The sequence below is a fragment of the Ruegeria sp. AB9 genome (assembly GCF_056542585.1).
Window position 1 is genome coordinate 1 of record NZ_JBQGAA010000019.1, and the last position, 21,120, is coordinate 21,120.

Annotated in this window: 18 protein-coding genes and 2 pseudogenes; 10 read left to right on the forward strand and 10 right to left on the reverse strand. The window is 56.3% G+C overall.

Annotated elements, in window-relative coordinates; translation table 11 throughout:
• Positions 1 to 292: 292 nt before the first annotated feature.
• From msrQ to ACR0K5_RS22635, 5 genes are all read right to left on the reverse strand, one after another.
• Positions 293 to 907, reverse strand: a complete 615-nt coding sequence (gene msrQ / locus ACR0K5_RS22615; RefSeq protein WP_480631804.1) for a protein-methionine-sulfoxide reductase heme-binding subunit MsrQ — start codon at positions 905 to 907, stop codon at positions 293 to 295.
• Between the two features lie 4 nt (positions 908 to 911).
• The gene (gene msrP, locus ACR0K5_RS22620) at positions 912 to 1,814 is read right to left on the reverse strand and encodes a protein-methionine-sulfoxide reductase catalytic subunit MsrP (RefSeq protein ID WP_480631805.1); all 903 of its coding nucleotides are present in this window, start codon (positions 1,812 to 1,814) and stop codon (positions 912 to 914) included.
• Between the two features lie 124 nt (positions 1,815 to 1,938).
• Positions 1,939 to 3,306 carry a dGTP triphosphohydrolase gene (dgt, locus tag ACR0K5_RS22625; protein ID WP_480631806.1) on the reverse strand — a complete coding sequence of 456 codons (1,368 nt, stop codon included), beginning with the start codon at positions 3,304 to 3,306 and terminating at the stop codon, positions 1,939 to 1,941.
• 92 nt (positions 3,307 to 3,398) lie between these two features.
• The gene (gene clpB, locus ACR0K5_RS22630; protein WP_480631807.1) at positions 3,399 to 6,017 is read right to left on the reverse strand and encodes an ATP-dependent chaperone ClpB; all 2,619 of its coding nucleotides are present in this window, start codon (positions 6,015 to 6,017) and stop codon (positions 3,399 to 3,401) included.
• A 461-nt stretch (positions 6,018 to 6,478) separates the two neighbouring features.
• Positions 6,479 to 7,396 (reverse strand): LysR family transcriptional regulator, encoded by a 918-nt coding sequence (locus ACR0K5_RS22635; protein WP_480631808.1) that lies wholly within the window; start codon positions 7,394 to 7,396, stop codon positions 6,479 to 6,481.
• A gap of 102 nt (positions 7,397 to 7,498) precedes the next feature.
• Between ACR0K5_RS22635 and ACR0K5_RS22640 the strand changes: the two genes are divergently transcribed.
• From ACR0K5_RS22640 to ACR0K5_RS22675, 8 genes and pseudogenes are all read left to right on the forward strand, one after another.
• Positions 7,499 to 8,458 carry a tripartite tricarboxylate transporter substrate binding protein gene (locus ACR0K5_RS22640; protein WP_480631809.1) on the forward strand — a complete coding sequence of 320 codons (960 nt, stop codon included), beginning with the start codon at positions 7,499 to 7,501 and terminating at the stop codon, positions 8,456 to 8,458.
• Positions 8,459 to 8,526: 68 nt separating this feature from the next.
• Entirely contained in the window at positions 8,527 to 8,994 is a 468-nt protein-coding gene (locus ACR0K5_RS22645) for a tripartite tricarboxylate transporter TctB family protein (RefSeq protein ID WP_480631810.1), read from the forward strand.
• Positions 8,995 to 9,000: 6 nt separating this feature from the next.
• A complete protein-coding gene (locus tag ACR0K5_RS22650; protein ID WP_480631811.1) occupies positions 9,001 to 10,515 on the forward strand; it encodes a tripartite tricarboxylate transporter permease in 1,515 nt (504 codons plus the stop codon).
• On the forward strand, positions 10,508 to 11,614 hold the full coding sequence (locus tag ACR0K5_RS22655; RefSeq protein ID WP_480631812.1) for a lyase family protein: 1,107 nt from the start codon (positions 10,508 to 10,510) through the stop codon (positions 11,612 to 11,614). Before ACR0K5_RS22650 ends, ACR0K5_RS22655 begins: the two co-directional genes overlap by 8 nt.
• 108 nt (positions 11,615 to 11,722) lie before the next feature.
• Positions 11,723 to 11,944 (forward strand): hypothetical protein, encoded by a 222-nt coding sequence (locus ACR0K5_RS22660; protein ID WP_480631813.1) that lies wholly within the window; start codon positions 11,723 to 11,725, stop codon positions 11,942 to 11,944.
• A 250-nt stretch (positions 11,945 to 12,194) separates the two neighbouring features.
• A complete protein-coding gene (locus ACR0K5_RS22665; RefSeq protein ID WP_480631814.1) occupies positions 12,195 to 12,548 on the forward strand; it encodes a hypothetical protein in 354 nt (117 codons plus the stop codon).
• Positions 12,549 to 12,713: 165 nt separating this feature from the next.
• Positions 12,714 to 13,760: a linear amide C-N hydrolase gene (locus ACR0K5_RS22670; protein WP_480631815.1), complete on the forward strand. Its 1,047-nt coding sequence runs from the start codon at positions 12,714 to 12,716 to the stop codon at positions 13,758 to 13,760.
• A 168-nt stretch (positions 13,761 to 13,928) separates the two neighbouring features.
• Positions 13,929 to 14,065 (forward strand): annotated as a pseudogene (locus ACR0K5_RS22675) (IS3 family transposase); the annotation flags it as partial.
• A 134-nt stretch (positions 14,066 to 14,199) separates the two neighbouring features.
• Here the strand turns inward: ACR0K5_RS22675 and speB are convergent.
• From speB to ACR0K5_RS22695, 4 genes are all read right to left on the reverse strand, one after another.
• On the reverse strand, positions 14,200 to 15,165 hold the full coding sequence (gene speB / locus ACR0K5_RS22680) for an agmatinase (protein ID WP_480631816.1): 966 nt from the start codon (positions 15,163 to 15,165) through the stop codon (positions 14,200 to 14,202).
• Positions 15,166 to 15,187: 22 nt separating this feature from the next.
• Positions 15,188 to 16,468: a TRAP transporter large permease gene (locus ACR0K5_RS22685; protein ID WP_480631817.1), complete on the reverse strand. Its 1,281-nt coding sequence runs from the start codon at positions 16,466 to 16,468 to the stop codon at positions 15,188 to 15,190.
• Entirely contained in the window at positions 16,465 to 17,070 is a 606-nt protein-coding gene (locus tag ACR0K5_RS22690; RefSeq protein ID WP_480631818.1) for a TRAP transporter small permease, read from the reverse strand. Before ACR0K5_RS22690 ends, ACR0K5_RS22685 begins: the two co-directional genes overlap by 4 nt.
• Before the next feature lie 73 nt (positions 17,071 to 17,143).
• Complete coding sequence (locus ACR0K5_RS22695) at positions 17,144 to 18,160, reverse strand: TRAP transporter substrate-binding protein (RefSeq protein WP_480631819.1); 1,017 nt, start codon at positions 18,158 to 18,160, stop codon at positions 17,144 to 17,146.
• A 147-nt stretch (positions 18,161 to 18,307) separates the two neighbouring features.
• Here ACR0K5_RS22695 and ACR0K5_RS22700 point away from each other — a divergent pair, with 147 nt between their 5' ends.
• On the forward strand, positions 18,308 to 19,210 hold the full coding sequence (locus ACR0K5_RS22700; protein ID WP_480631820.1) for a LysR family transcriptional regulator: 903 nt from the start codon (positions 18,308 to 18,310) through the stop codon (positions 19,208 to 19,210).
• Between the two features lie 180 nt (positions 19,211 to 19,390).
• A pseudogene (locus ACR0K5_RS22705) lies at positions 19,391 to 20,188 on the forward strand (transposase); the annotation flags it as partial.
• A gap of 568 nt (positions 20,189 to 20,756) precedes the next feature.
• Here ACR0K5_RS22705 and ACR0K5_RS22710 read toward each other — a convergent pair.
• Positions 20,757 to 21,077 (reverse strand): hypothetical protein, encoded by a 321-nt coding sequence (locus tag ACR0K5_RS22710; protein ID WP_480631821.1) that lies wholly within the window; start codon positions 21,075 to 21,077, stop codon positions 20,757 to 20,759.
• Positions 21,078 to 21,120: the final 43 nt, after the last annotated feature.

Consider the following 21,120-nt stretch of genomic DNA (forward strand, 5'->3'; position numbering starts at 1 on the left):
CGGTCTCTCCCGAGCGTCTCAACCGTCTTTCCAGTCCGTCAGGCCGTCTCTCCGACCCGTCAGCACCGCCTCAGCAGCGCCGGTGAAGGGGGTTCTAAGTATAACCACACCAAGCCGCAAGCAGAAAATGACGTTGCTGAGCATTTTTTTGAAGTTTCCACAAAAATACTTTAAAACCAATAGGTTACTCAACGCTCATCAGGCATATGGCCGCCAAATTCCACGAAAAGGCAGGACAGAATTCACGGTCCATCGCGTTATGCACAATATTACCCACAGACTCGTTTCCGAGTCAGGCAGAATCTGCGCTGTTGGACCGGAGAGACAGGTTGGGAATCGGCAGACGCAAGACAAACAGGGCGACGATGGTTGCCAGATAGACCAGCGGCTCGATCTGAAATCCTTTTGCCAGCATGACGTAATGCACCGCCCCCAGCGGCGCGGCCGCGTACACAAGGCGGTGCAGTTTGCGCCAGCGCGGCCCCAGTCGGCGCACCGACCAGTTGTTGGACGTCAGCGCCAACGGAAGCAGGATAAGGAAAGCCCCCATGCCGACCGTTATGTACGGACGTTTGAGGATATCCGCCCAGATCTGACCGGGAAGCTGCACATCCAGAACCAGCCACACAAGAAGATGCAATGTGACGTATACAAAAGTGAGCACCCCGATCGCGCGGCGGAACTTCATCAGGTTCAGACCGACAAGCCGACGCAAAGGCGAGACAGCCAGACCAGCGATCAAAAGCTGCAGGGCCAGTTCGCCGTAGCGATGCTCCAATGCCTCAATCGGATCGACACCCAGACCACCGGTCAGGCCAAGATAAAACAGCCAGGGCGCGGGCAGCGCCCCCAGCAGATAGATGGCCCATACCGGAATACGGCGGAGTGTCTGGTTAATCGCCTGCATGACTTTAATAGTTCTCGGCCAAGTCCATGCCTTCATAAAGGCTGGCGACCTCTTCTTCATAGCCGTTGAACATCAGAGTTGGTTTACGCGACGCGAACAAACCGCCGCCGATTTCGCGCTCGGAAGCCTGAGACCAGCGCGGATGGTCCACGTTGGGGTTCACATTGCTATAGAACCCGTATTCGCGCGGGTTGGACATGTTCCAGCTGGTGGGCGGTTCTTCTTCAGTGAGCGTAATCCGGACAATCGACTTGATCGATTTGAAGCCGTATTTCCACGGAACGACCAGCCGCAATGGCGCGCCGTTCTGGTTTGGAATTGGGCGGTCATAAATTCCGGTGGCCATAATTGTCAGAGGATGCATCGCCTCGTCCAGGCGCAACCCTTCGCGATACGGCCACTCGAGAATGGGGAACCGCGTTCCCGGCATCTCTTCCGGGCGATAGGCGGTTTCAAAAGCCACATATTTCGCGCCTTGCTGCACACCCGCCAAATTCAGAAGGTCTGCCAGCTCGAACCCGTTCCATGGAACGACCATCGACCAGGCTTCTACGCAGCGGAAGCGATAGATCCGTTCCTCTATCGTCATTTCGGACAAGATGCTCTGGAAATCATAGTCGCCCGGGCGGTCAACCAGACCATCAATCTTGACGCTCCAGGGTTCGGTCACCAGCGTGTGAGCATATTTCGCGGGATCATCTTTTCCAGTCCCGAACTCATAGTAGTTATTGTACGTCGTGATCTCTTCCCACGTGTTTGGTTCCAAGGCGTCTTGTGCCGCAGCCGGCTTGGACATCGCGGTTAAACCGACACCTGCCAACCCGGCCATAACCTGCCTCCGGTTTAGGAACGCCGCCCGAGGGGTAACGTCGGCATGTGTCAAAGTGTGGGTCCAGCGATGCGCCATATGGGTCTCCGTAATCAGTCAGCCTCAGGGATGAGGTAATGTCTGATAGCACAGAGCCAAGGAAACAGGCGTCACGATTGAGCGAAGTGATTGTAACGTATGAACCCGCCTCAATGGCGCCGGATCAGCCCGACAGCATATCCGCGGTTTTGACCGCATATCTGTCAGTCATGCCCGACACAAAGTCGGTCAGCGAGTGCAACGCGGAATACGCATCATTCACATCACGCAAGTCCAGTTGCACGGCGCTGATCACCTGCCGTTCATAAGCGGGCACGGCGTTTACGTCCCAGCCATGCTTCGCCAGCGCCTCGTAGACCGGGCACAAACCATCCAACACCTTGCGGATCACATTGCGGCCCCGGACCTCAAGCTTGGTTTTTCGCGGGGCTGTGAACAGTTGCTCATGGGCAAGGTTCCGGATTTCCTTAAACGCCGTAGCCTTTTTTGATTCCTCGATCAGCGAACTGGAAAAGCTGCCGTTCAGGATGGCGTCATGATTATCGACAAACGCCTCGAAACAGGCATTGATCGCCCCACCGATGGCGCGGGCACGCAGATAGCTGATCTTTTCATATTCGGTATAGTCGGCCTGATTCCGGCTGGGCGGAAGCGCCACTGCCGACAGCAAATCCTCGACCTGTTTGTACGGCAGGTCACCTGCGGCGTAGCCGTCCTCAAGATCGACAATATTATAGCAAATATCATCCGCCGCCTCGACAAGAAAGACCAGCGGATGCCGCCGCCACCATGTCAGTCCGTCCGGCCCAATGGCTTGCGGCAGGCCCATTGCGGTGGCCGCCTCGGCAAAATACGTCCGTTCGGTTTCGAAAAAGCCGAATTTCTTGGCTCCGACATAAAGCGGCTTGCTGTCTGCGTCGGCCTTAGCCTTAATGTGTTTCGCGGTCTCGGCCCCCATGGGGTATTTCATAAAGGCCCCCAGCACCGCATTGGGCATGCACATGCCACCTTCATTGCGGTACATTTCAAGGCGGGACAGGATGCGGAATCCCTGCGCGTTGCCCTCGAACTTTTCGAATTCATGCCAGACCGTGCCGGCAATACCCTGAAACGCCGGAGAACACTGTCGCAGCTTATCTGCGCACCAGGCCCCGATCGCCTCTTCCCCGGAATGCCCAAAGGGCGGGTTGCCGATATCATGAGCCAGACAGGCGGCATGGACCACCCCGGCCAGTTTATGCGCGTCAACGTCCGAGATATGCCCCTCGGCCGCCAGCCAGGCCCCGATCTGCATCCCAAGCGAGCGGCCCACGCTCGCCACTTCTTCCGAGTGGATCAACCGGTGGCGCAAGTGGTCGTTTTCATACAATGGATGGACTTGAGTCTTATTCGCCAGACGACGGAACGGGGCCGAAAAAGTGATCCGGTCGGCGGCGATGACATATGCTGGACGTTCCGGTCGCTCGACCTTGTCGGGTTTGTCACCGTGACCTGCCGTATTCAAAAGCAGCGCCCAATCCATTTTTGCCATACTGCCGATACCTTCTTTTTATTATTCAGCCGCTTGGTGACAGAAAAACCCGCCCTATGAAAGGGCGGGTTTCTCAACCATATCAATGCCGATCAGTGCACCACGGCATCGTCCGGGCGGGGTCGTTCAGACGTTCCAAGCCGGTCGCCGATGATCAGGCCATCCGAACCAGCGGTAACTGGAACGGTTTCGCCGTCCTTGATCTCGCCCGCCAGCAACGCCTCCGCCAGAGGATTCTGCAGGGCGCGCTGGATCACGCGCTTCAGCGGACGAGCACCGAAGACCGGGTCATAGCCTTCGTTCGCCAGCCATTCTTTGGCGCCATCGTCCAGCGCCAGCTCGATCTTGCGGGCGGCCAGACGTTTCTGCAGGCGTGCCATCTGAATATCGACGATGCCATCCATATCGGCCCGCTTGAGGCGGTCAAAGATGATCGTCTCGTCCAGACGGTTCAGGAACTCCGGCCGGAAATGCGCCCGGACCGCATCCATCACGTCACGCCGCGCCTGCGCACTGTCCGCACCTTCGGGCAGTTGGCTCAGCGCCTGAGACCCAAGGTTCGACGTCAGAATGATCAGCGTCTGCTTGAAATCCACGGTGCGGCCCTGACCATCGGTCAGCACGCCATCGTCCAGAACCTGCAGCAGCACGTTGAACACATCCGGGTGCGCCTTTTCGACCTCATCGAACAGCACGACCTGATAGGGTCTGCGCCGCACGGCTTCGGTCAGCACACCGCCTTCGTCATAACCAACATAGCCCGGAGGGGCACCGATCAGACGGGCGACTGCGTGTTTCTCCATGAACTCGGACATGTCGATGCGCACCATCGCGTTGTCGTCGTCAAACAAGAAGTTCGCCACGGCTTTGGTCAGTTCGGTCTTACCCACGCCGGTCGGCCCGAGGAACAGGAACGAGCCCAACGGGCGTCCTTCGTCGTTCAGACCCGCGCGCGCACGGCGCACGGCGTTGGCCACGGCAGTGACTGCCGCATCCTGACCGATCACGCGGGAATGCAGATCGTCTTCCATCCGCAGTAATTTCTCGCGCTCGCCTTCCAGCATTTTCGAGGTCGGGATACCAGTCCAGCGTTCGACCACCGAAGCGATCTGTTCCGGACGTACTGTTTCCTCGGCCATCATGGCGTTGCTTTCGGCATTCTCGGCTTCGGTCAGCTTTTTCTCAAGCTCAGGGATGACGCCATAGGACAACTCACCGGCTTTGGCGAGGTTGCCTTCGCGCTTTGCAATCTCCAGATCGGCCCGCGCCTTGTCGAGCTGTTCTTTCAGATCACGTGCACCCGCGAGCTTGTCGCGTTCGGCCTGCCACTGGGCGGTCATCTCGGCGGATTTCTCCTGCAGATCGGCCAGATCCTTTTGCAGGGTCTCCAGACGATCCTTCGAGGCCGCGTCGTCCTCAAGCTTCAGCGCCTCTTCCTCGATCTGCATCTGCAGAATCTGGCGATCCAGCTGATCCAACTCTTCGGGTTTGGAGTCGACCTCCATCCGCAACCGCGACGCCGCCTCATCAACCAAATCGATGGCTTTGTCGGGCAGGAAACGGTCGGTGATATAGCGATGCGACAGGGTCGCCGCCGACACCAGCGCCGAGTCCGAGATACGCACGCCGTGGTGCAACTCGTACTTTTCCTTGATGCCACGCAAGATGCTGATCGTATCTTCGACCGTCGGTTCGGTGACCATCACAGGCTGGAACCGGCGCGCAAGGGCTGCGTCTTTTTCGACGTATTTGCGATACTCGTCCAGCGTGGTCGCGCCGATACAATGCAGCTCACCCCGTGCAAGCGCAGGCTTGATCAGGTTGGCAGCATCCATCGCACCGTCGGATTTACCGGCACCGACCAGAGTGTGCATCTCGTCAATGAACAGGATGATCTCGCCCGCCGCCTCGGTCACTTCGGTCAGAACGGCCTTGAGGCGTTCTTCGAACTCACCGCGGTATTTCGCGCCAGCGATCAACGCACCCATATCGAGTGCAAGCAGCTTCTTGTCTTTCAGCGATTCCGGTACGTCGCCGTTGACGATACGCAAGGCCATACCCTCGGCAATCGCGGTTTTACCGACGCCGGGTTCCCCGATCAGAACCGGGTTGTTCTTGGTGCGACGCGACAGAACCTGCATCGAACGGCGGATTTCTTCATCACGCCCGATGATCGGGTCGATCTTGCCCTCTGCCGCCGCCTCGGTCAGATCACGCGCGTATTTCTTAAGGGCGTCATAACCCTCTTCCGCCGACGCGGAGTCCGCTGTGCGACCCTTGCGAATGTCGTTGATCGCTTCGTTCAATTTCTGGGCGGATACAGCACCGGCTTCCAACGCCTCTTTGGCTTTGGATTTCACCATGCACAGCGCCATCAGCACCCGTTCAACCGGGACAAAGCTGTCGCCCGCCTTGGTGGCAATCTTGGCGGCCTCGTCCAGTACTTTGACGGTCTGGCCGTCCATGTAAATCTGACTGGCGTCACCGCTGACTTTCGGGATTTTCCCCATCGCAGCGTCCAGCGCCTCGACCACGCGGATCGGCGCGCCGCCCGCGCGTGTGATCAGGTTGCTGGCCAGCCCCTGATCGTCATCCATCAGTGCTTTGAGTATATGTGTGGGCTCCAGCCTCTGGTGCCCCTCGCGAAGCGCAATGGTCTGCGCGGCCTGCACGAATCCCCTCGCCCGCTCGGTGAACTTGTTTAAGTCCATGATATTCTCCTTTCAAAGCGCCTCTTTTTGATGCGCCCGCTTGGCGGCGCACATCGATCGAAGCCTCACATTCAATCTGGGTAATATCTTTGTCGGTTCAAGAGGCTCAGATTCAGAAATCACTGCTATGCCGGGCAACAATTGGTTTACCCATTGGCACCCAGGCAACCTGTTGATTTATAACAAACCACTTTTACTTTGCTACACATGTCTTGCCAATTGCGGCTCAAAGGTCCTCCATCAAGATCAGCGACTGCCCATTCACCATTCGAGCAGCCTCAATTTTGACGGGGGCTTCTCACCAAGACGCGGGTTTTGCAGACCTTCGCTGCGCCCTCACCAAAGCCTGCATAGCCCGCATTGTTGTGCCCAGGCAGCTATTAGAATCGTTACGGCCGTCTCAGTTTGAAGGTGCCAACGTTTTCAACGTTCAAATGCAGACAAGCGGTAACTCCTCCAAGTCAATTAACCAATTCGAGTGTGGGGCTTCGCCGAGCCAATTCGTTAGCGACCTCTGATAGTGCCGTTTCAAACTCATGAAGGGCATCGTTTTTTGATTGGGCAGCCGGGTACAACAAACCAAAGGTCATCCAGCGCGCGGGCACTACGGGAACGAGGGTGAGCCGCTCGGTTCCGCTCTGAGTGGCCACAAGTTCGTCAGCGATGGTCACACCGGCCCCCTCCGCGACCAGGGAGCAGGCCAGTTGTGACGCCGCCACTTCGCAAGTCTGCCTCGGAACAACGCCTGCTGAGCGGAAGAATTCGTCGAGTTGATCCCGCAGAAGAAGACCGTGCATAAGGCGGATGACGGATTCGTTCGCCAGATCGTTAGCACTCAGCTCCGGCAAGGACCCAAACGGATGGTCGACCGGTAGCACGGCCTGCGCGCGGACCCGAAGAAGTGGTTTGGTCACGATGCCGGGGTGATTGACGGGCAGCGCACCGATGCCGATATCGTACTCTCGGCCGGCCAGCCATTTCCCTGCCTCCCGCCGTGCGCGGACATCCAAGTTGACGTTGGTATCCGGATTGGCGACTAGGAATTTCGCCACGGCCGGCGCCGAAAGCGAGTGCGCAATCCTTGGCATAGTCACGATCCGCAGGGTTTCGGTGCGCCCTGCACGTATTTCAGCCGCAATTCTCGGGACCTCGTCAAGGTTATCAAGAATCCGGCCAGCCTCTCGGTAGAACGCGAGCCCCTCTGGCGTCGGCGTTAAGGCGCGGCCACTGCGGTCAAACAGTTTGAGTTTCAGTTCCGCTTCCAAACCCGAGATCAGTCGGCTCACTGCCGGCTGGCTCAAGTACAACATCTCAGACGCCGCGATCAAAGATCCCTCGGATAGTGTGGCCGTGAAGGCGCGGAGCGCTTTGATGTTCATGCGGTATATCTTCCGTTTTTTGCAAGAGTAGATAACATATTTGCATTTTTAACAATCATTGAATCCCCTTAGTCTCGAGGCAACTGAGTTAGGGAGGATCCAATGAAACGTCGCACTTTAATACGCACCGCTCTAGCGGCACTGACCGTTGCAGCGACAACCTCAGCCGGATTCGCGGCCGACTGGCCGAAACGTCCGATTAACCTTGTTGTGCCTTATAAGGCGGGAGGCGGAACTGATGCCTACGCCCGCGCCATTTCAGCCGCGGCCGATGGTATTCTGGAGGTCCCAGTTGTTGTCGTGAACAAACCTGGCTCGGGCGGCCTGAATGGCGCCAATTCCGTCATGGGTGCACGGCCAGACGGCTATACCATGATGATGACGTCGGGCGGCTCGTTCCTGCTGTCGACGATGACACGTGACACCGAAATCGACGCGCTAGAAAGCTTTGAGTTTGTCGGCCAGGTAGGCCAGTTACAGACCTCGTTGATGGTTCCAAAGAACAGCCCCTTCCAGTCTGTTCAAGACGTAATAGATGCAGCCAAAGCTGATCCGGGAAGCTTGCGCTGGGCGCATTCCGGGCGTGGCGGGTTCCACCATGTTGGTGGTCTGGGCTTTCTGGCAAGCAACGGAATCGAGGCACAGGACGTGCCGTTCAAAGGGGGCGGACCGACCCGCGCCGCGCTGATTGGTGAGCAGGCCGACTTTGGATTTCTTGGTGTGCAACAGCTTGCCGGGTTCGAAGATCAGCTGCGCGCGCTTGCAGTCAACAGTCAGGAACGCGACGGTATCATGACCGACGTACCATCTTTTGGTGAGTTGGGTATTCCGTTTGCTGCCGTGTCTTCACCGGTTATTGTGTTCGCCCCGAAAGGCACGCCACCCGAAGTTATTGTCGCGATGGAAGCCGCGCTTGAACAGATCTCGGCCAAACCTGAATTCGCTGAACTGTTGGTCTCACGCGGGACCGGTCCGGTGTTCCAGACAGGGGCAGATGCCAAGGCAACTTTGACCTCGATGAAATCTGATGCAGCACCATTGGTCGAAAGCCTGACCAACTAAGCCCGAACAGACCGGGCGGCATGTCCGTCCGGTCCTTTCCAGTCGACGTGAAGTTCAGGGAGGACAACATGCGCGCTTATACCGAGGGTCTGGTGCTTGCGGCCATATCACTAGCAGCGACCTGGGGTGCCTGGCAGGTTCCCGCGGCCTCACCCGGCGATACCTGGGCCGGAATTGTACCATTTGCCGCCTCTGTAGCATTGCTGGGACTTTCGATACTCTTGCTTGTAGGCGCGCCTCGTCAGCCTGCGGGTGCGGCGCCGACCACTTCGGACAATGGTGCGACGTTCCAAATCGTCACCCTGTTCATCATCGCGTTGATCTATCAGCAGTCGTTTCGGTGGTTCGGTTACTTGTTGCCCACAGCGGTTGTAGCACCTCTGGTGCTGTACGTGTTCGGCGTGCGCAACTGGGTCGGGCTGGCAATATCAGTCGTTATCTGCCCGCTGGTCTTTCATATCATCTTCTTCGTGCTGCTTGGTGTCTTTCCGCCCTATGGCGAAGTATTCGACCTGCTCAGCTGGATACAGGGGTAATTTTACATGGAAATCTTCCCAGCCCTTATTTCTGTCATCACCGACCCGATGCTGTTGTTCGCCATCGTTTTGGCCGCCGCAGTTGGTATGATAGTCGGAGCAACGCCTGGACTGACCGCTTCGGCCGCGATTGCGATGCTGTTACCAATCACTTTTTACATGTCGCCACTTTTCGCATTGGCCTTCCTCTATGTTATCGGAAAATCCGGACGCTATGGAGGGTCAATCGCGGCCATCCTGTTCAATACACCCGGCACAGCGGCCAGCGCGGCGACCCAAATCGACGGCTATCCGTTGGCGCGCGCCGGGAAGGCCGGCAAAGCCATGAAAGTGGCCACAATCTCGTCGGTCATAGGCGATCTGATGGGGGACATCCTGTTGGTCGTCGGAGTGGGATACATTGCCGCCATCGCACTTAAACTGGGACCTCCGGAAACCTTTGCAATTTACTTTGCAGCTTTTGTCGTCATTGGTTCCGTGATCGGCAAATCGATTGTCAAAGGTCTTGCCTCGGCGCTGCTGGGAATACTGGTGGCCATGGTCGGGCTTGACCCGATCTCGAGCGAGGAACGCTATACGTTCGGCTCGTTCGATCTCTCGAACGGTGTCGGTCTGGTGCCGCTCATGATTGGCGTTTTCGTGTTGGGCGAAGTCTTCGCTCAGCTTGAAGAGCGACACAAGACCACCAGTGAAACCAAGGAAAACGAAAGCTCCGCAGGTGGCAATCATCTGACATGGGAAGAATACAAACCCTGTCTGCCCCATGCCCTGCGCGGTGGTTTTATCGGCGCGGGCATTGGTGTTTTGCCGGGACTGGGATCGGCAATTGCCGCGTTCATTTCCTACGGCGAGGGCAAGCGCCGCGCAAAGAACCCCGAGCTATGGGGTAAGGGTGCGCTGGAAGGCGTGGCGGCCCCAGAGGCTGCAAACAACGCGGTTTCAGGCCCTTCGATGGCGCCGCTGCTGACACTGGGTATCCCTGGCTCGACAATTGGTGCGATCTTACTGGGCGTGTTCCTGATCCATGGCATTCAGGTTGGCCCGACGCTGTTCCTGACGGACAAAGAACTGGTTTATAAGCTGTTCGCCTGCGGGATGCTTGGCATTATCGCCTATGGCGTCATCGGGTACTTCGGTGCCACGCAGGTGGCCAGACTGATCCTCAAGATCCCAACAAATGTGCTTTATCCTCTGATCTTCATGACCGCTTTCGTCGCCGCATATTCGGCGCGCGGGTCGATGTTCGATGTCACCGTGATGACATGCGCGGGTTTCGTCGGCTGGTTGATGCGTAAACACGATTTCAACATTGCTGCATTCGTGATTTCTTTTGTGCTGGCCAAAGGCGCAGAGGAGACATTCCGCCAGTCCCTGCTGATGTCCGATGGCGGAGCTATGATCTTTATCGAGCGGCCCATCGCCCTGGCCTTCCTGATCCTTGGTGCCGGTGCCATTGCCTTCCGCATCCGCGGCATCATCAAAGAGCGCAAACTGGCGGAGGGAGGCTTGGACGATGCTTGAATTCGGCCTTTACCGTGACTGTTTTTCCAGTGCCGACATGCGCGCGATCTGGTCTGAACACGCCACCATCTCAGCCTGGCTAAAAGTCGAGCAAACGTTGGCGCGCTGCCAAGCCGCGACCGGGCTGATTCCCATCGAGGTTGCGGTCGCAATGGAAGCCATCTCTGTTTCGGATCTTGACCAGTACCAGTTGCAAGCTGACATGGCGTTGGTCGGGCGACCCATTGTCGGTCTGGTCCGGCAATTGAGGGCGCTGGCAGGTACGCACGCTGAATACGTCCACTACCGCACCACCACTCAGGATATCATGGACACAGCCATGACAGTGCAGATGCTTCACGGGTCAGAGCACGTCCGCAAAGGCATCGCGCGGGTCATTGGCGAACTTGATCGGCTTATCGCCAAAGATGGGCGCACGATGATGATCGGTCGCACCAACGGTCAGCACGCCGTCCCGATCCGCCTGGAAACCAAGTTACAGGTCTGGAAATCCGAACTGAAGCGCCGCCAAGCGGCCCTGTCGGATGCTGCTGGTCGCGGGCTCAACGTCCAGATCGGTGGTCCGGTGGGGGATCTGCAAGCCTATGAAAACGGCGATGGGCAAAAGATCAAACAAGCCGTCGCTAATGCGCTTGGGCTGCACACCGTCGAACCGCACTGGCAGAATGCCCGTGACGGTGTGGCCGAGATCATCACAGCGCTCGGCGCTCTGTGCGGAACCTTGTGCAAAATAGCCCATAACGTCAATCTTTTGTCTTCTTCCGATATTGGTGAGGTTTTCGAACGCGCTGAAAATGGCAGGGGTGCCTCGTCAGCTATGGCGCACAAACAGAACCAACGGGCGTCTGAATTTGGCGAAGCAGTCGCCCGGATGGGTCGGCAGCGCACTGAACAGATCGGAGAGCTTACCCTGCACGAACATGAACGTTCGGGCGGTGCATGGATCGCGGAATGGGTCGTGGTGCCGGAAACCTTCTTGCTGACTTCTGGGGCCTTGGAGTGGTCCGTTCGGATGTTTCGTTCGCTGGTGGTTGACAGCGCTGCCATGGAGAAGTCACTCACCACGGGTATACAGAACGAACAACTGAAAACTCATTGAAGACAGAAGAGTGATTGCAAATGTTCAAATGATCTGCAGTCTTGGTCTGGCTGAGCTTGTTCCGACCCTTTACTGCGGCGCGACCGTAGATCCGGTCCGGATTGGAGAATGGCAAGTGCCGCCCGCCAACGTGATTCAAACATCGATTTGCTCGGCGATACTCAGCGCATCTTCAAGTTCAACGCAGGGAATGCGCATCCCTTGATTACCGCTGTGGGTGCAACGGGCAACTCGGAGCCTTCCTTGATGCATACTGAAACCTTGGCCAACATCCGCAAACTGAAGACTTCGGCGGTGCAACAATGGCTCTCCCGGCGCCGTGAAACTTGAGATTACCACACTGCTTTCATCTGCTTTCACGCTGCCGCGCGGCAGTCGCTAGCATTTCTCATTCCGATACCCAGAACAATGCGAACATGTCAGCAGCCATCGCAGGCAAAATTTTATTTTACGCAGCGTCCAATTGTCGAAATCACCCTTTTCACAAACCCGCGACCACCTATGTGAACAGTGTTCAGGGAATGGCCGATCTGAACCCTCGTCGATAAGGCCAATATTCTCGATCTGAAGGGAATCGATTATGAAAAAACTCGTTCTCGTTGCTGTACTTGGCTTAACCGCATGCACTCAGTACCCGATGCAGAAACCGCTTGCTGTGGACGGCACAAGGAATGCGAGCTTTGCTCAGGACGAGGCACACTGCACCGCTCTGGCCGTAAATTATCAATCCGGCAAAAGAGGAATGGACGCTACATTCGGCGCAATCGACGGCGCCCTCACCGGTGCCATGATCGGAGATAGGTATGATGCTGTTGGCGGGGCAGTCGCAGGCGGAATACTTGGTTCGGTCAAAGGTCAATACAACGATGAGTTGATTCAGCGCCAGGTTCTGGTGAATTGCATGCAGGCCCGCGGGCACAGCGTCATTGGATAGAGGTTGCGAAGTCAGTTGGTCGGGAAAATTGGTAAAAGTCCGCTGCAATTGTGAAACCGGAAGGCATGCCGCAGGGCATTTCACAGGTTCTGTGCAACACTTGAGCGCCTGAATTCTCCGATCTTCCAATTGGTCGTCGTTCGAAATACAACACGGAGTTTCAAAATGAAAAATACTGCTCGAAATCTGCTGGCCGGGATCAGCGGTATCTGCGCTGTGTCAGCAATGGCAGTATCTGCCGATGCTTGCACCCGGTTACTCTACAAAACCGGAACGGACAGCTTCATCACAGCCAGAAGTATGGACTGGTTCGAGGATGTCGGATCGGATTTCTGGGCGTTTCCCAAAGGCATGACGCGGGACGGAGGTCTGGGCGAAGGTTCGATAGAATGGGTGTCCAAGTATGGATCGATCACCTTGTCGGGCTATGACATTGGCACCGTCGACGGCATGAACGAAGCCGGCCTTGTGGCAAACCTGCTTTATTTGGCCGAAGCTGACTATGGTGTGGCAGAAGGTAAGCCAACGCTGTCCGTCGGTGCCTGGGCTCAATATGCGCTCGACAATTATGCTACGGTCGCAGAGGCGGTTGAAGGTTTGTCAGCACAGCCGTTCGCCATGGTAGCTCCACGTCTTCCCAACGGCCACGAAGCCGGATTACATCTTTCACTGTCTGACAAGAACGGAGACTCTGCGATCTTCGAATACGTCGGCGGCGAACTCATTGTGCATCACGGTGACGAGTACCGGGTCATGACAAACTCGCCAACTTACGATGAACAGCTTGCTTTGACAGCCTATTGGGAACAGGTTGGCGGCCTGTCTATGCTCCCGGGCACAAATCGTGCGGCAGATCGATTTACACGGGCGGCCTTCTACCTTGATACGGTGCCTGAGTTCGAGGATTCCCGTATGGCAACCGCGGCCGCCTTTTCCATCATCCGCAATGTTTCGGTTCCCCTCGGCATCAATGACCCGGATGCACCAAATCTTGCCACGACAGTCTGGCGGTCCGTCGCGGATCACGAAAGTGGAAGATACTACTTTGAATCGGCCATCAGCCCCAATGTCTATTGGGTTGACGTCAACAAGCTTGATTTGTCAGAGGGCAGTGAGCCTCAAAAGCTGGAATTAAAGGAGCATCCGATTCTGGCGGGCGACGTATCAGAAAAATTCGTACCTGCTGAACCATTCAAATGGCTTGCACCCTAGGTGCATGCTTTAGGGTGCGCAGTGAGCTTCCCCCGCGTTGGCTCGATGATCAAGACTGGGAGCAGGTCTTGAGAATTGAGCCGCCGGGTGGAATAGGAATTCAGGCTGAACCTCCCCATTTGATTGTGTCCACCGTTAAATTCAGGAAGCGGAGGATCAGAGAATCGCGAACAGACCTATTGCCGCTGGCGGAAGCGGAACGGCGGAATGGGCGTAGATAAATTGAAGGAACTGAAGCGGCTTCGGAAGGAAATGCGCATCTCGGACGCGCAGTGGCAGACTTGACGTTGGACAAGTTGATCATGAAGACGCCACAAAGCGCTGCGCCGCGCTATTCGACGATCATGGCCGCGTAGAAAGAAAACCCCGCCAGGCAAAAGTCATCGATTGCGTGGCAGGGCAATTTGGCATCCGGGATGAAGAACGCCAGGGAGGAAACCTACTTTTTATTATGAAAAACAAAGCCGATTAGGTTCAGCAAAAGCTGCGCCGCCAGAATCTGCGTGCTTTCGGATGGGTCGTATGCCGGGGCCACCTCGACCAGATCAATCCCAACCACGTCGCCCCGTTTGGTCAGACCCTGCAAAATCTCCAGTACATCGTAGTACTGGAATCCGCCATGACTGGGTGTACCGGTGCCGGGCGCGATTGAGGGGCAGAACGCGTCGATGTCGATGGTGATATAATAGCGGCGACCCTCGGGGATGCGATCCAGAACACCTTGCGTTCCCAGCTTACGCACCTGTCGGACTGACAGAATGTCCGAACCGCGTGCGCGTGCGTCGTCGTAGCCCTCCTTGGCGGTTGAGGACACGTTGCGGATGCCCAGCTGGGTCATGCCCGAGACATAATCCTTCTCGATGGCGCGGCGCATCGGGTTGCCGTGGCCGACGGTGACGCCGTGGCGTTCGTCGACAAAATCCAGATGCGCGTCGATCTGGACCACGTGGATCGGGCCGTTTTCGGCGCAATCTTTGGCAAAGGCGTTGATGCAGGGGATGTTGACCGAATGATCGCCGCCGATGGTGACCGGAATGGCACCGGCATCGAGGATCTTTTTGACGCCGTATTCGATATTGGCGTGGCTTTCCTCAGTCTTGGTGTGGATGATATCCGCATCCCCCAGATCGACGATGCGCACGTCGCTGCCCAGATAGGTCGCGTCGTCCTCGTGGTCATAGGCTCCGGCGTGGCCAAAACTGAACAGCGTCGAAGCCTCCCGTACCGAGCGCGGACCAAACCGTGCGCCCGAGCGGAACTGACAGCCAAAATCGAACGGCGCGCCAAGGATCGCGACATCCGCGTCGATCTTGTCCCAGTTCTCGACATAGGGCTTTTTGCCAAAGGTCGAGATGCCGACAAAAGGCAGATTCAGACGACCAGCTTCATAACCATGTCCCGACATGATTTTCTCCGTTTCTTATAGTTTAGCGATAGGCCAGTTCCGGCAGGAACAGGGCGATTTGGGGGAAAGCGATCAGCAGTCCGGTTACGATCAGGAGGATGATCAGGAACGGCGGCACGCCACGTACAACTTCAACAAAGGGGCGGCGGAAAACTGCGATGGCTGTGAACAGATTGCAGCCAAAGGGCGGTGTTGCCGCACCGATGGCGACCTGCAAGGTGATCAGCACGCCAACCAGTACCGGATCAAGCCCGCTGGCCTTGATCATGGGCGCAAAGATCGGAACAAGGATCAGGATCACGACAATCGAGTCCACGAACATGCAACCGACAAAGAAGGCTATGTTGATGGCCAGCAGCACCATCAGGGGGCTGGCACTTTCCAAACCTAGCGCAGCGATGATGGTCTGTGGTACCTGCGCAAAACTCAGTGTCCAGCTAAACGCCGCGCCGGCCGCGATCAGGATGAACACGACGGAGGTGATTGCTCCGGTGGACAACGCGATGTCGAACAGGTCTTTCACCTTAATCGAGCGGAAGATCACGACCTCAAGGATGACCGCATAGAGCACACAGATCGCGGCCGCCTCGGTCGGAGAAAACACGCCGCCATAGATGCCGCCCACGATGATGGCCGGGAAGCCCATCGGCCACAGCGCCTTGCGAAGCGCGGTGAACCGCTGCCCCCAGCCTTCACGTGGCAAGACGGGAATGTCGTGGCGATAGGCGTAGTACATGCAATAGGCCGAGAACAGGACCACGATCAGCAACCCCGGCAGAATGCCCGCGATGAACAGTTGTGAGATCGACGTGCCCGACACCACGCCATAGATGATCATGCCGATAGAGGGCGGAATCAGGTAGGCAAGGTCAGCAGCGTTCACGATCAGGCCGATCGAGAAACTGTCGCTATAGCCCGATTTCAGCATCCGGGGTCGCATTGCGCCTCCGATGGCCACAACGGTCGCCTGAGTCGAACCGCAGACCGCGCCAAACAGCGCACAGGCCGAGGTGACGGAAATCGCCAGACCGCCTTTGATATGGCCCATGAAGCTCATTACAAGGTCGATCAGCCGGTTGGCGGAATGGCCGCGTGTGATGATGTCAGCGGCCAGAATGAACATTGGCACCGCGATCAGCGCGGCGGGCTTTACGCCCCCGATCATCTGCTGGATCAGAATCTGCATGTTCATCGTGGGGAAATAGACCAGGAACCCCAGCACCGCGGCCGAGATCAGCGGCATTTTCATTGGGAAGCCCGCCAGCAGCAGGATGATCATGACAGCAAGCATCAATTCGGTCATTTGTCTGCCTCCGTGGAGTCTTCGAATTTCTTGATGGCGGCTGCGGTTTCAGGATCTTCGTAGCTGTCAACTTCGAGGTACGAGACGTAAACCTCTTCCTCGGCGAAGTTCAGGTTGCGAATTGCAGTCAGCAGATATTGGAACGAAGCCAGCGTCAGGCCGATCACGACCCATACATAGGTCAGATACAGCGGCAGTTGCAGCGCCGGAGTGATGCGCCCACGCGCGGCGACTTTCTGAACATATTCCAGTGCGTACCAGGCCAGTACCGCCATAACGACGGCCGTGGTGGCCGCAATCACCACCATCAAACCCTTACGGAGCTTGATTGGCAGCGCGTCATAAATCGCCGACATGCGGATATGGATGCCTTTGCGGGTGGCGTAACCCAGTCCCATGAAAGTGACGATGACGATCAGGAACTCATTCAGTTCCTCGGAAAAATAGATGGACTGGTTAAATACATACCGTCCAAAAACATTGGCGATGGTGTTGACGGCCATCAGGATGATCCCCCAGCCCAGGATCCAGACTTCGATCCGTCCGATAACGGCATCAATCTTTCCCAAGAAGCCGAAAGGAGTGGCAGTACCGTTTTCCATCGTGTCCCCCCTTTTTGAAAGCCTCACGCGCTAAACGCGTGAGGGAGTTTTAAGCGATATTCTTGGGGAGGGATCAGTTGCCCGACAATTCTGCCTGAAGCGCGTCCAGCAGTTCCTGACCGCGCGGGCCGACGGTTTCCACATAGGTCGCCGAAGTGCCAGTGCTGCGCTCGCGGAATGCATCGCGTTCTTCTTCGCTCAGGACAACCAGCCCGATATCCGGTTTGGCTTCTTTGATGATGTCGAGGCGTTTTTGGTTGAAGTCGGTGACGACGCCATCGATGAACCCGGTCATGTCTGCCATGGTGTCACGCACCAGTTGCTGACGGTCAGGGCTGAGCGTTTCGAACCAGTCTGAACCGGCCACGACCGTAGTGACCAGCTCTTGCTCGCCGGCCCAGATCAGGTGGCTGGTGACTTCATAAAACTTCATCTCTTCGATAGTCGGGATCGGGTTGACCTGACCGTCGATTGCACCCAACTGCAGCGCGCCGAACACTTCGCCAAACGGCAGCGGTGTCGGGCTTGCGCCCATGTTGTTATAGGTCTCGACCAGGATCGGCGACACCATCACCCGCATTTTGAAATTGTCGAAATCTTCTGGCGTACGGATCTCGCGATTGGTGGTCCAGACCTGTGGGCCTTCAGAGTACATGGTCAGAACTTCCAGACCACGCTTGCGGAAATCGTCGTTCAGCGGGCCATAGATGGTTTCCGAGCTGCTGAGGATGTTTGAAATCGCTGCCGGATCGGAAGGCAACAGGTAAGGCAGCAGGAAGACCTGGCTTTCCGGAACCACGGTACCAAGGTTGCCGATGGAAACGTTGGTGAACTGGATGACACCGTCAGCGGCCTGTTCAACCGTTTCGGTTGGCGTGCCAAGTGTGCCCATCGGGTAGACAGTGACAGTCACGTCACCATTTGTGGCCGCCTCGATCCGCGATTTGAACTCTTGCGCATAGGCGTCCATGATCGAGCCCGGAATTTCTTCGATGGCGAATTTCCAGTCCTCGGCCAGAGCGGTGAGTGGTGCCAGACTGAGCAAGGCTGCTGCTGCCGTCGTGCGCATATTCCGCAGAGTATAGGTCATGCTGGGTTCCTCCCTTTGATCCCTATTGGTTGTCAGATTGGAATCAGCACAGCATAGAATTTTACACAAAAAAATATTATGTTGCTTATGTTCACATAACAAAAGTTCATGTAATAAAGCATTTGAATATTGTGAAAGCCGACGCCGTTGAAACTGTTCAGAAATACTCTGCTCGAAACCTTTGTGACAGTCGTTGAATGCGGCGGATTCACTGACGCACAATATGCGTTGGGCATCACCCAATCAGCGATCAGCATCCGAATCCGCGACCTCGAAGATTCTCTTGGGTATCGTGTCTGCGAACGGGGGCGAGGCGGGTTTCGCCTGACCGAACGTGGCGAGATTGCCTATCACAAGGCAAGAGAAGTCCTACGTAACGTCCGGGATTTCGACGCTGAACTGCTGGAATTGCGCGACGCAGTGACGGGCGATTTGCGGATTGGCATCGTCGATGCGGTTAACACTTTGACGGATCTGCACCTGTCCAGATCGCTGAAGCGATTTCTGGATCGTCCTAATGAAGTCAAGCTGGAAATTGTGGTCGCTTCGCCGATCGAACTGACGCAAAGGCTGATCTCGGGCGATTTGCACGTAGCCATCGCTCCGTTTCGCAATCAGGTGCCGGAACTGCGTTACACCAAGCTGTGTGACGAGGAGCACCAATTGTATTGCGGGCGCGACCATCCGCTGTTTGCCGTGCCTGACACGGAAATTAGTCTGGAAGATCTTACAATGCATGAAATTTGCCAGAGATCTTACGACGTATTCGTTTCGCCCGAGTTGAAACCAACCAATATGCGTGCTGTCGTGGCGAATATGGAAGCGATGGCAGTACTAATTGAAACCGGGCATTATCTGGGGGCCCTGCCAGTGCATTTCGCGACAAGTCTGGAATATCACGACAAGCTCAGAGCCGTGGCGCCCGAACGGCTGAACTGGATTTCGACATTCTACCTCGCGACCCGATCTACAAGCGTACACAGGCGCGCAGTTGAACTTTTTGTCGAAGATGTGGCCGGTTACTACACAGAAGGCGATCAGAATCACTAAACTGGAACTTATTTGGTATCGCCTGATGTCACGAGTTGATGTCTGCTTTGAAGGGAAAAGCGTGCGTTCGTAGAAATCGCGGCATTTGTGCCCAAAAGGGCCATATTTCGTTGAAAAACTCGCCCTTGATCGAAGCCGAAGTCGCTGATTCAATTTCCGTACTAGATGGGGGATTGAACGATGATGGGATCGAGGCAGGAAGCGCAATCGTCGCTGTTCTATGAGTTCTCATTGGAGAACCACGTTCCCCAAGATCACCTGCTTCGGTCGATTGATCGATTTGTTGATCTGAGCAGCATTCGAGCACATCTCGCGGATTTTTACAGTCACACGGGTCGTCCATCGGTCGATCCCGAACTGCTGGTCAGGATGCTTCTGGTGGGCTATTGCTTCGGCATTCGGTCAGAACGTCGCCTGTGCGAAGAGGTTCATTTGAACCTGGCCTATCGCTGGTTCTGCCGCCTCGATTTGACCGACCGCGCACCTGATCACTCAACGTTTTCCAAGAACCGGCATGGTCGGTTCCGCGAGAATGAATTGCTGCGCCACCTGTTCGAGACGACTGTGGCGCGTTGCATCGCGGAAGGTCTGGTGAGCGGGCAGCGCCGGGCAATTGATACCAGCCTAATCGAGGCGGATGCCAACAAGCAGAACTCCACACCCAAGGAAGAATGTAACGCATCCGACATCGACCCGACGGGTGCCACTCGCGCCGTTCGCGAGTATCTCGACGCGCTGGATGAAGCTGCATTCGGTGCCGCCAGCGAGGTGCAAGCGAAGTTCACATCCCATTCTGATCCGGCCAGCCAATGGACGGCGGCACGTAAAAGCCCTGCTTTCTTTAGCTATTCCGACAACTATCTGATCGATACCGATCACGGCGTCATCGTCGATGTGGATGCGACGCGTTCAATCCGGCAGGCTGAGGGAGGATCAAATCCGGTCTCTACCGCGAACATGCGAGCCAAATGGGCGTTGCGGTGGATACCGATGGCTGATTGACACGGACCAATCGATTTGGAATCGGTTGGTCGGTTAGTTTTGTGTTTCCAGCTGGAATTCGCTCCGCCAACCATCGGCGCCTGCGGGCTGATACTGTTGAAAAACTCCGAGTTTGCGCAAATTTGAGTCCATATTTACTCGTAGAAGCCCGATAGAATTTTTCAGCTTAGGGGTCGGCCAAAATCTGACTCTAACCGCCAGAGGGCGTCTCAACAACTGTCATCAATATTGGATTTGGACTTTGTCGACGGATCGCCCGTTCGCAGAAAACTCGAACCTCCTGCATTTTTGAGTTTTTCAACACAATCGGCTCTCTGCTACCATTCTCTGCGTTGGGCATCGATTGGAGGAAAGAGCCCATACCGGCAATTGATCCGCAGCTGTGGGCCTGAATTTGTTGCGAATAGAGTGTCTGATCCGCAAATCAGCCCTGATTTTCCACTACGTAAGTCAGGATCATTGAAGTCGACTTAGGTGTCGGATGAAGGAAGTGAGACAAAAAAGGTTCCGTCGCTGATGGCAGAACCATGTGCCGCCATTCACCCTATTCGCGCTGGATTGTATAAACAGTATACCCTCCGGTTTCTGCCACCTGAATTGCACCCAGATCATCCACCAGAGATTGTGCCGCCGCGCTCCCCGTCGGACACGAGACAAGATCGGCGGTGTGATCCAGAAAGTTGACGGTAAACGCGGTCTCTCCGGTCAGCTGACACCAATCCCCTTCCGACCTGTATCCACCCACCAGGCGCAAGTTGTCATTGGTCGGTGTAGGTGCCACCCCGGTATCCGGCGGATCGCTTTGCGGGCTCTGATCACAGGCGGCCAGCAGCAGGGCTGTGCCCATTACAAACAGCTTCTTCAATGTTTCGTCCCTCGCTCTGATTTTGCAGCACAATGACACAGAG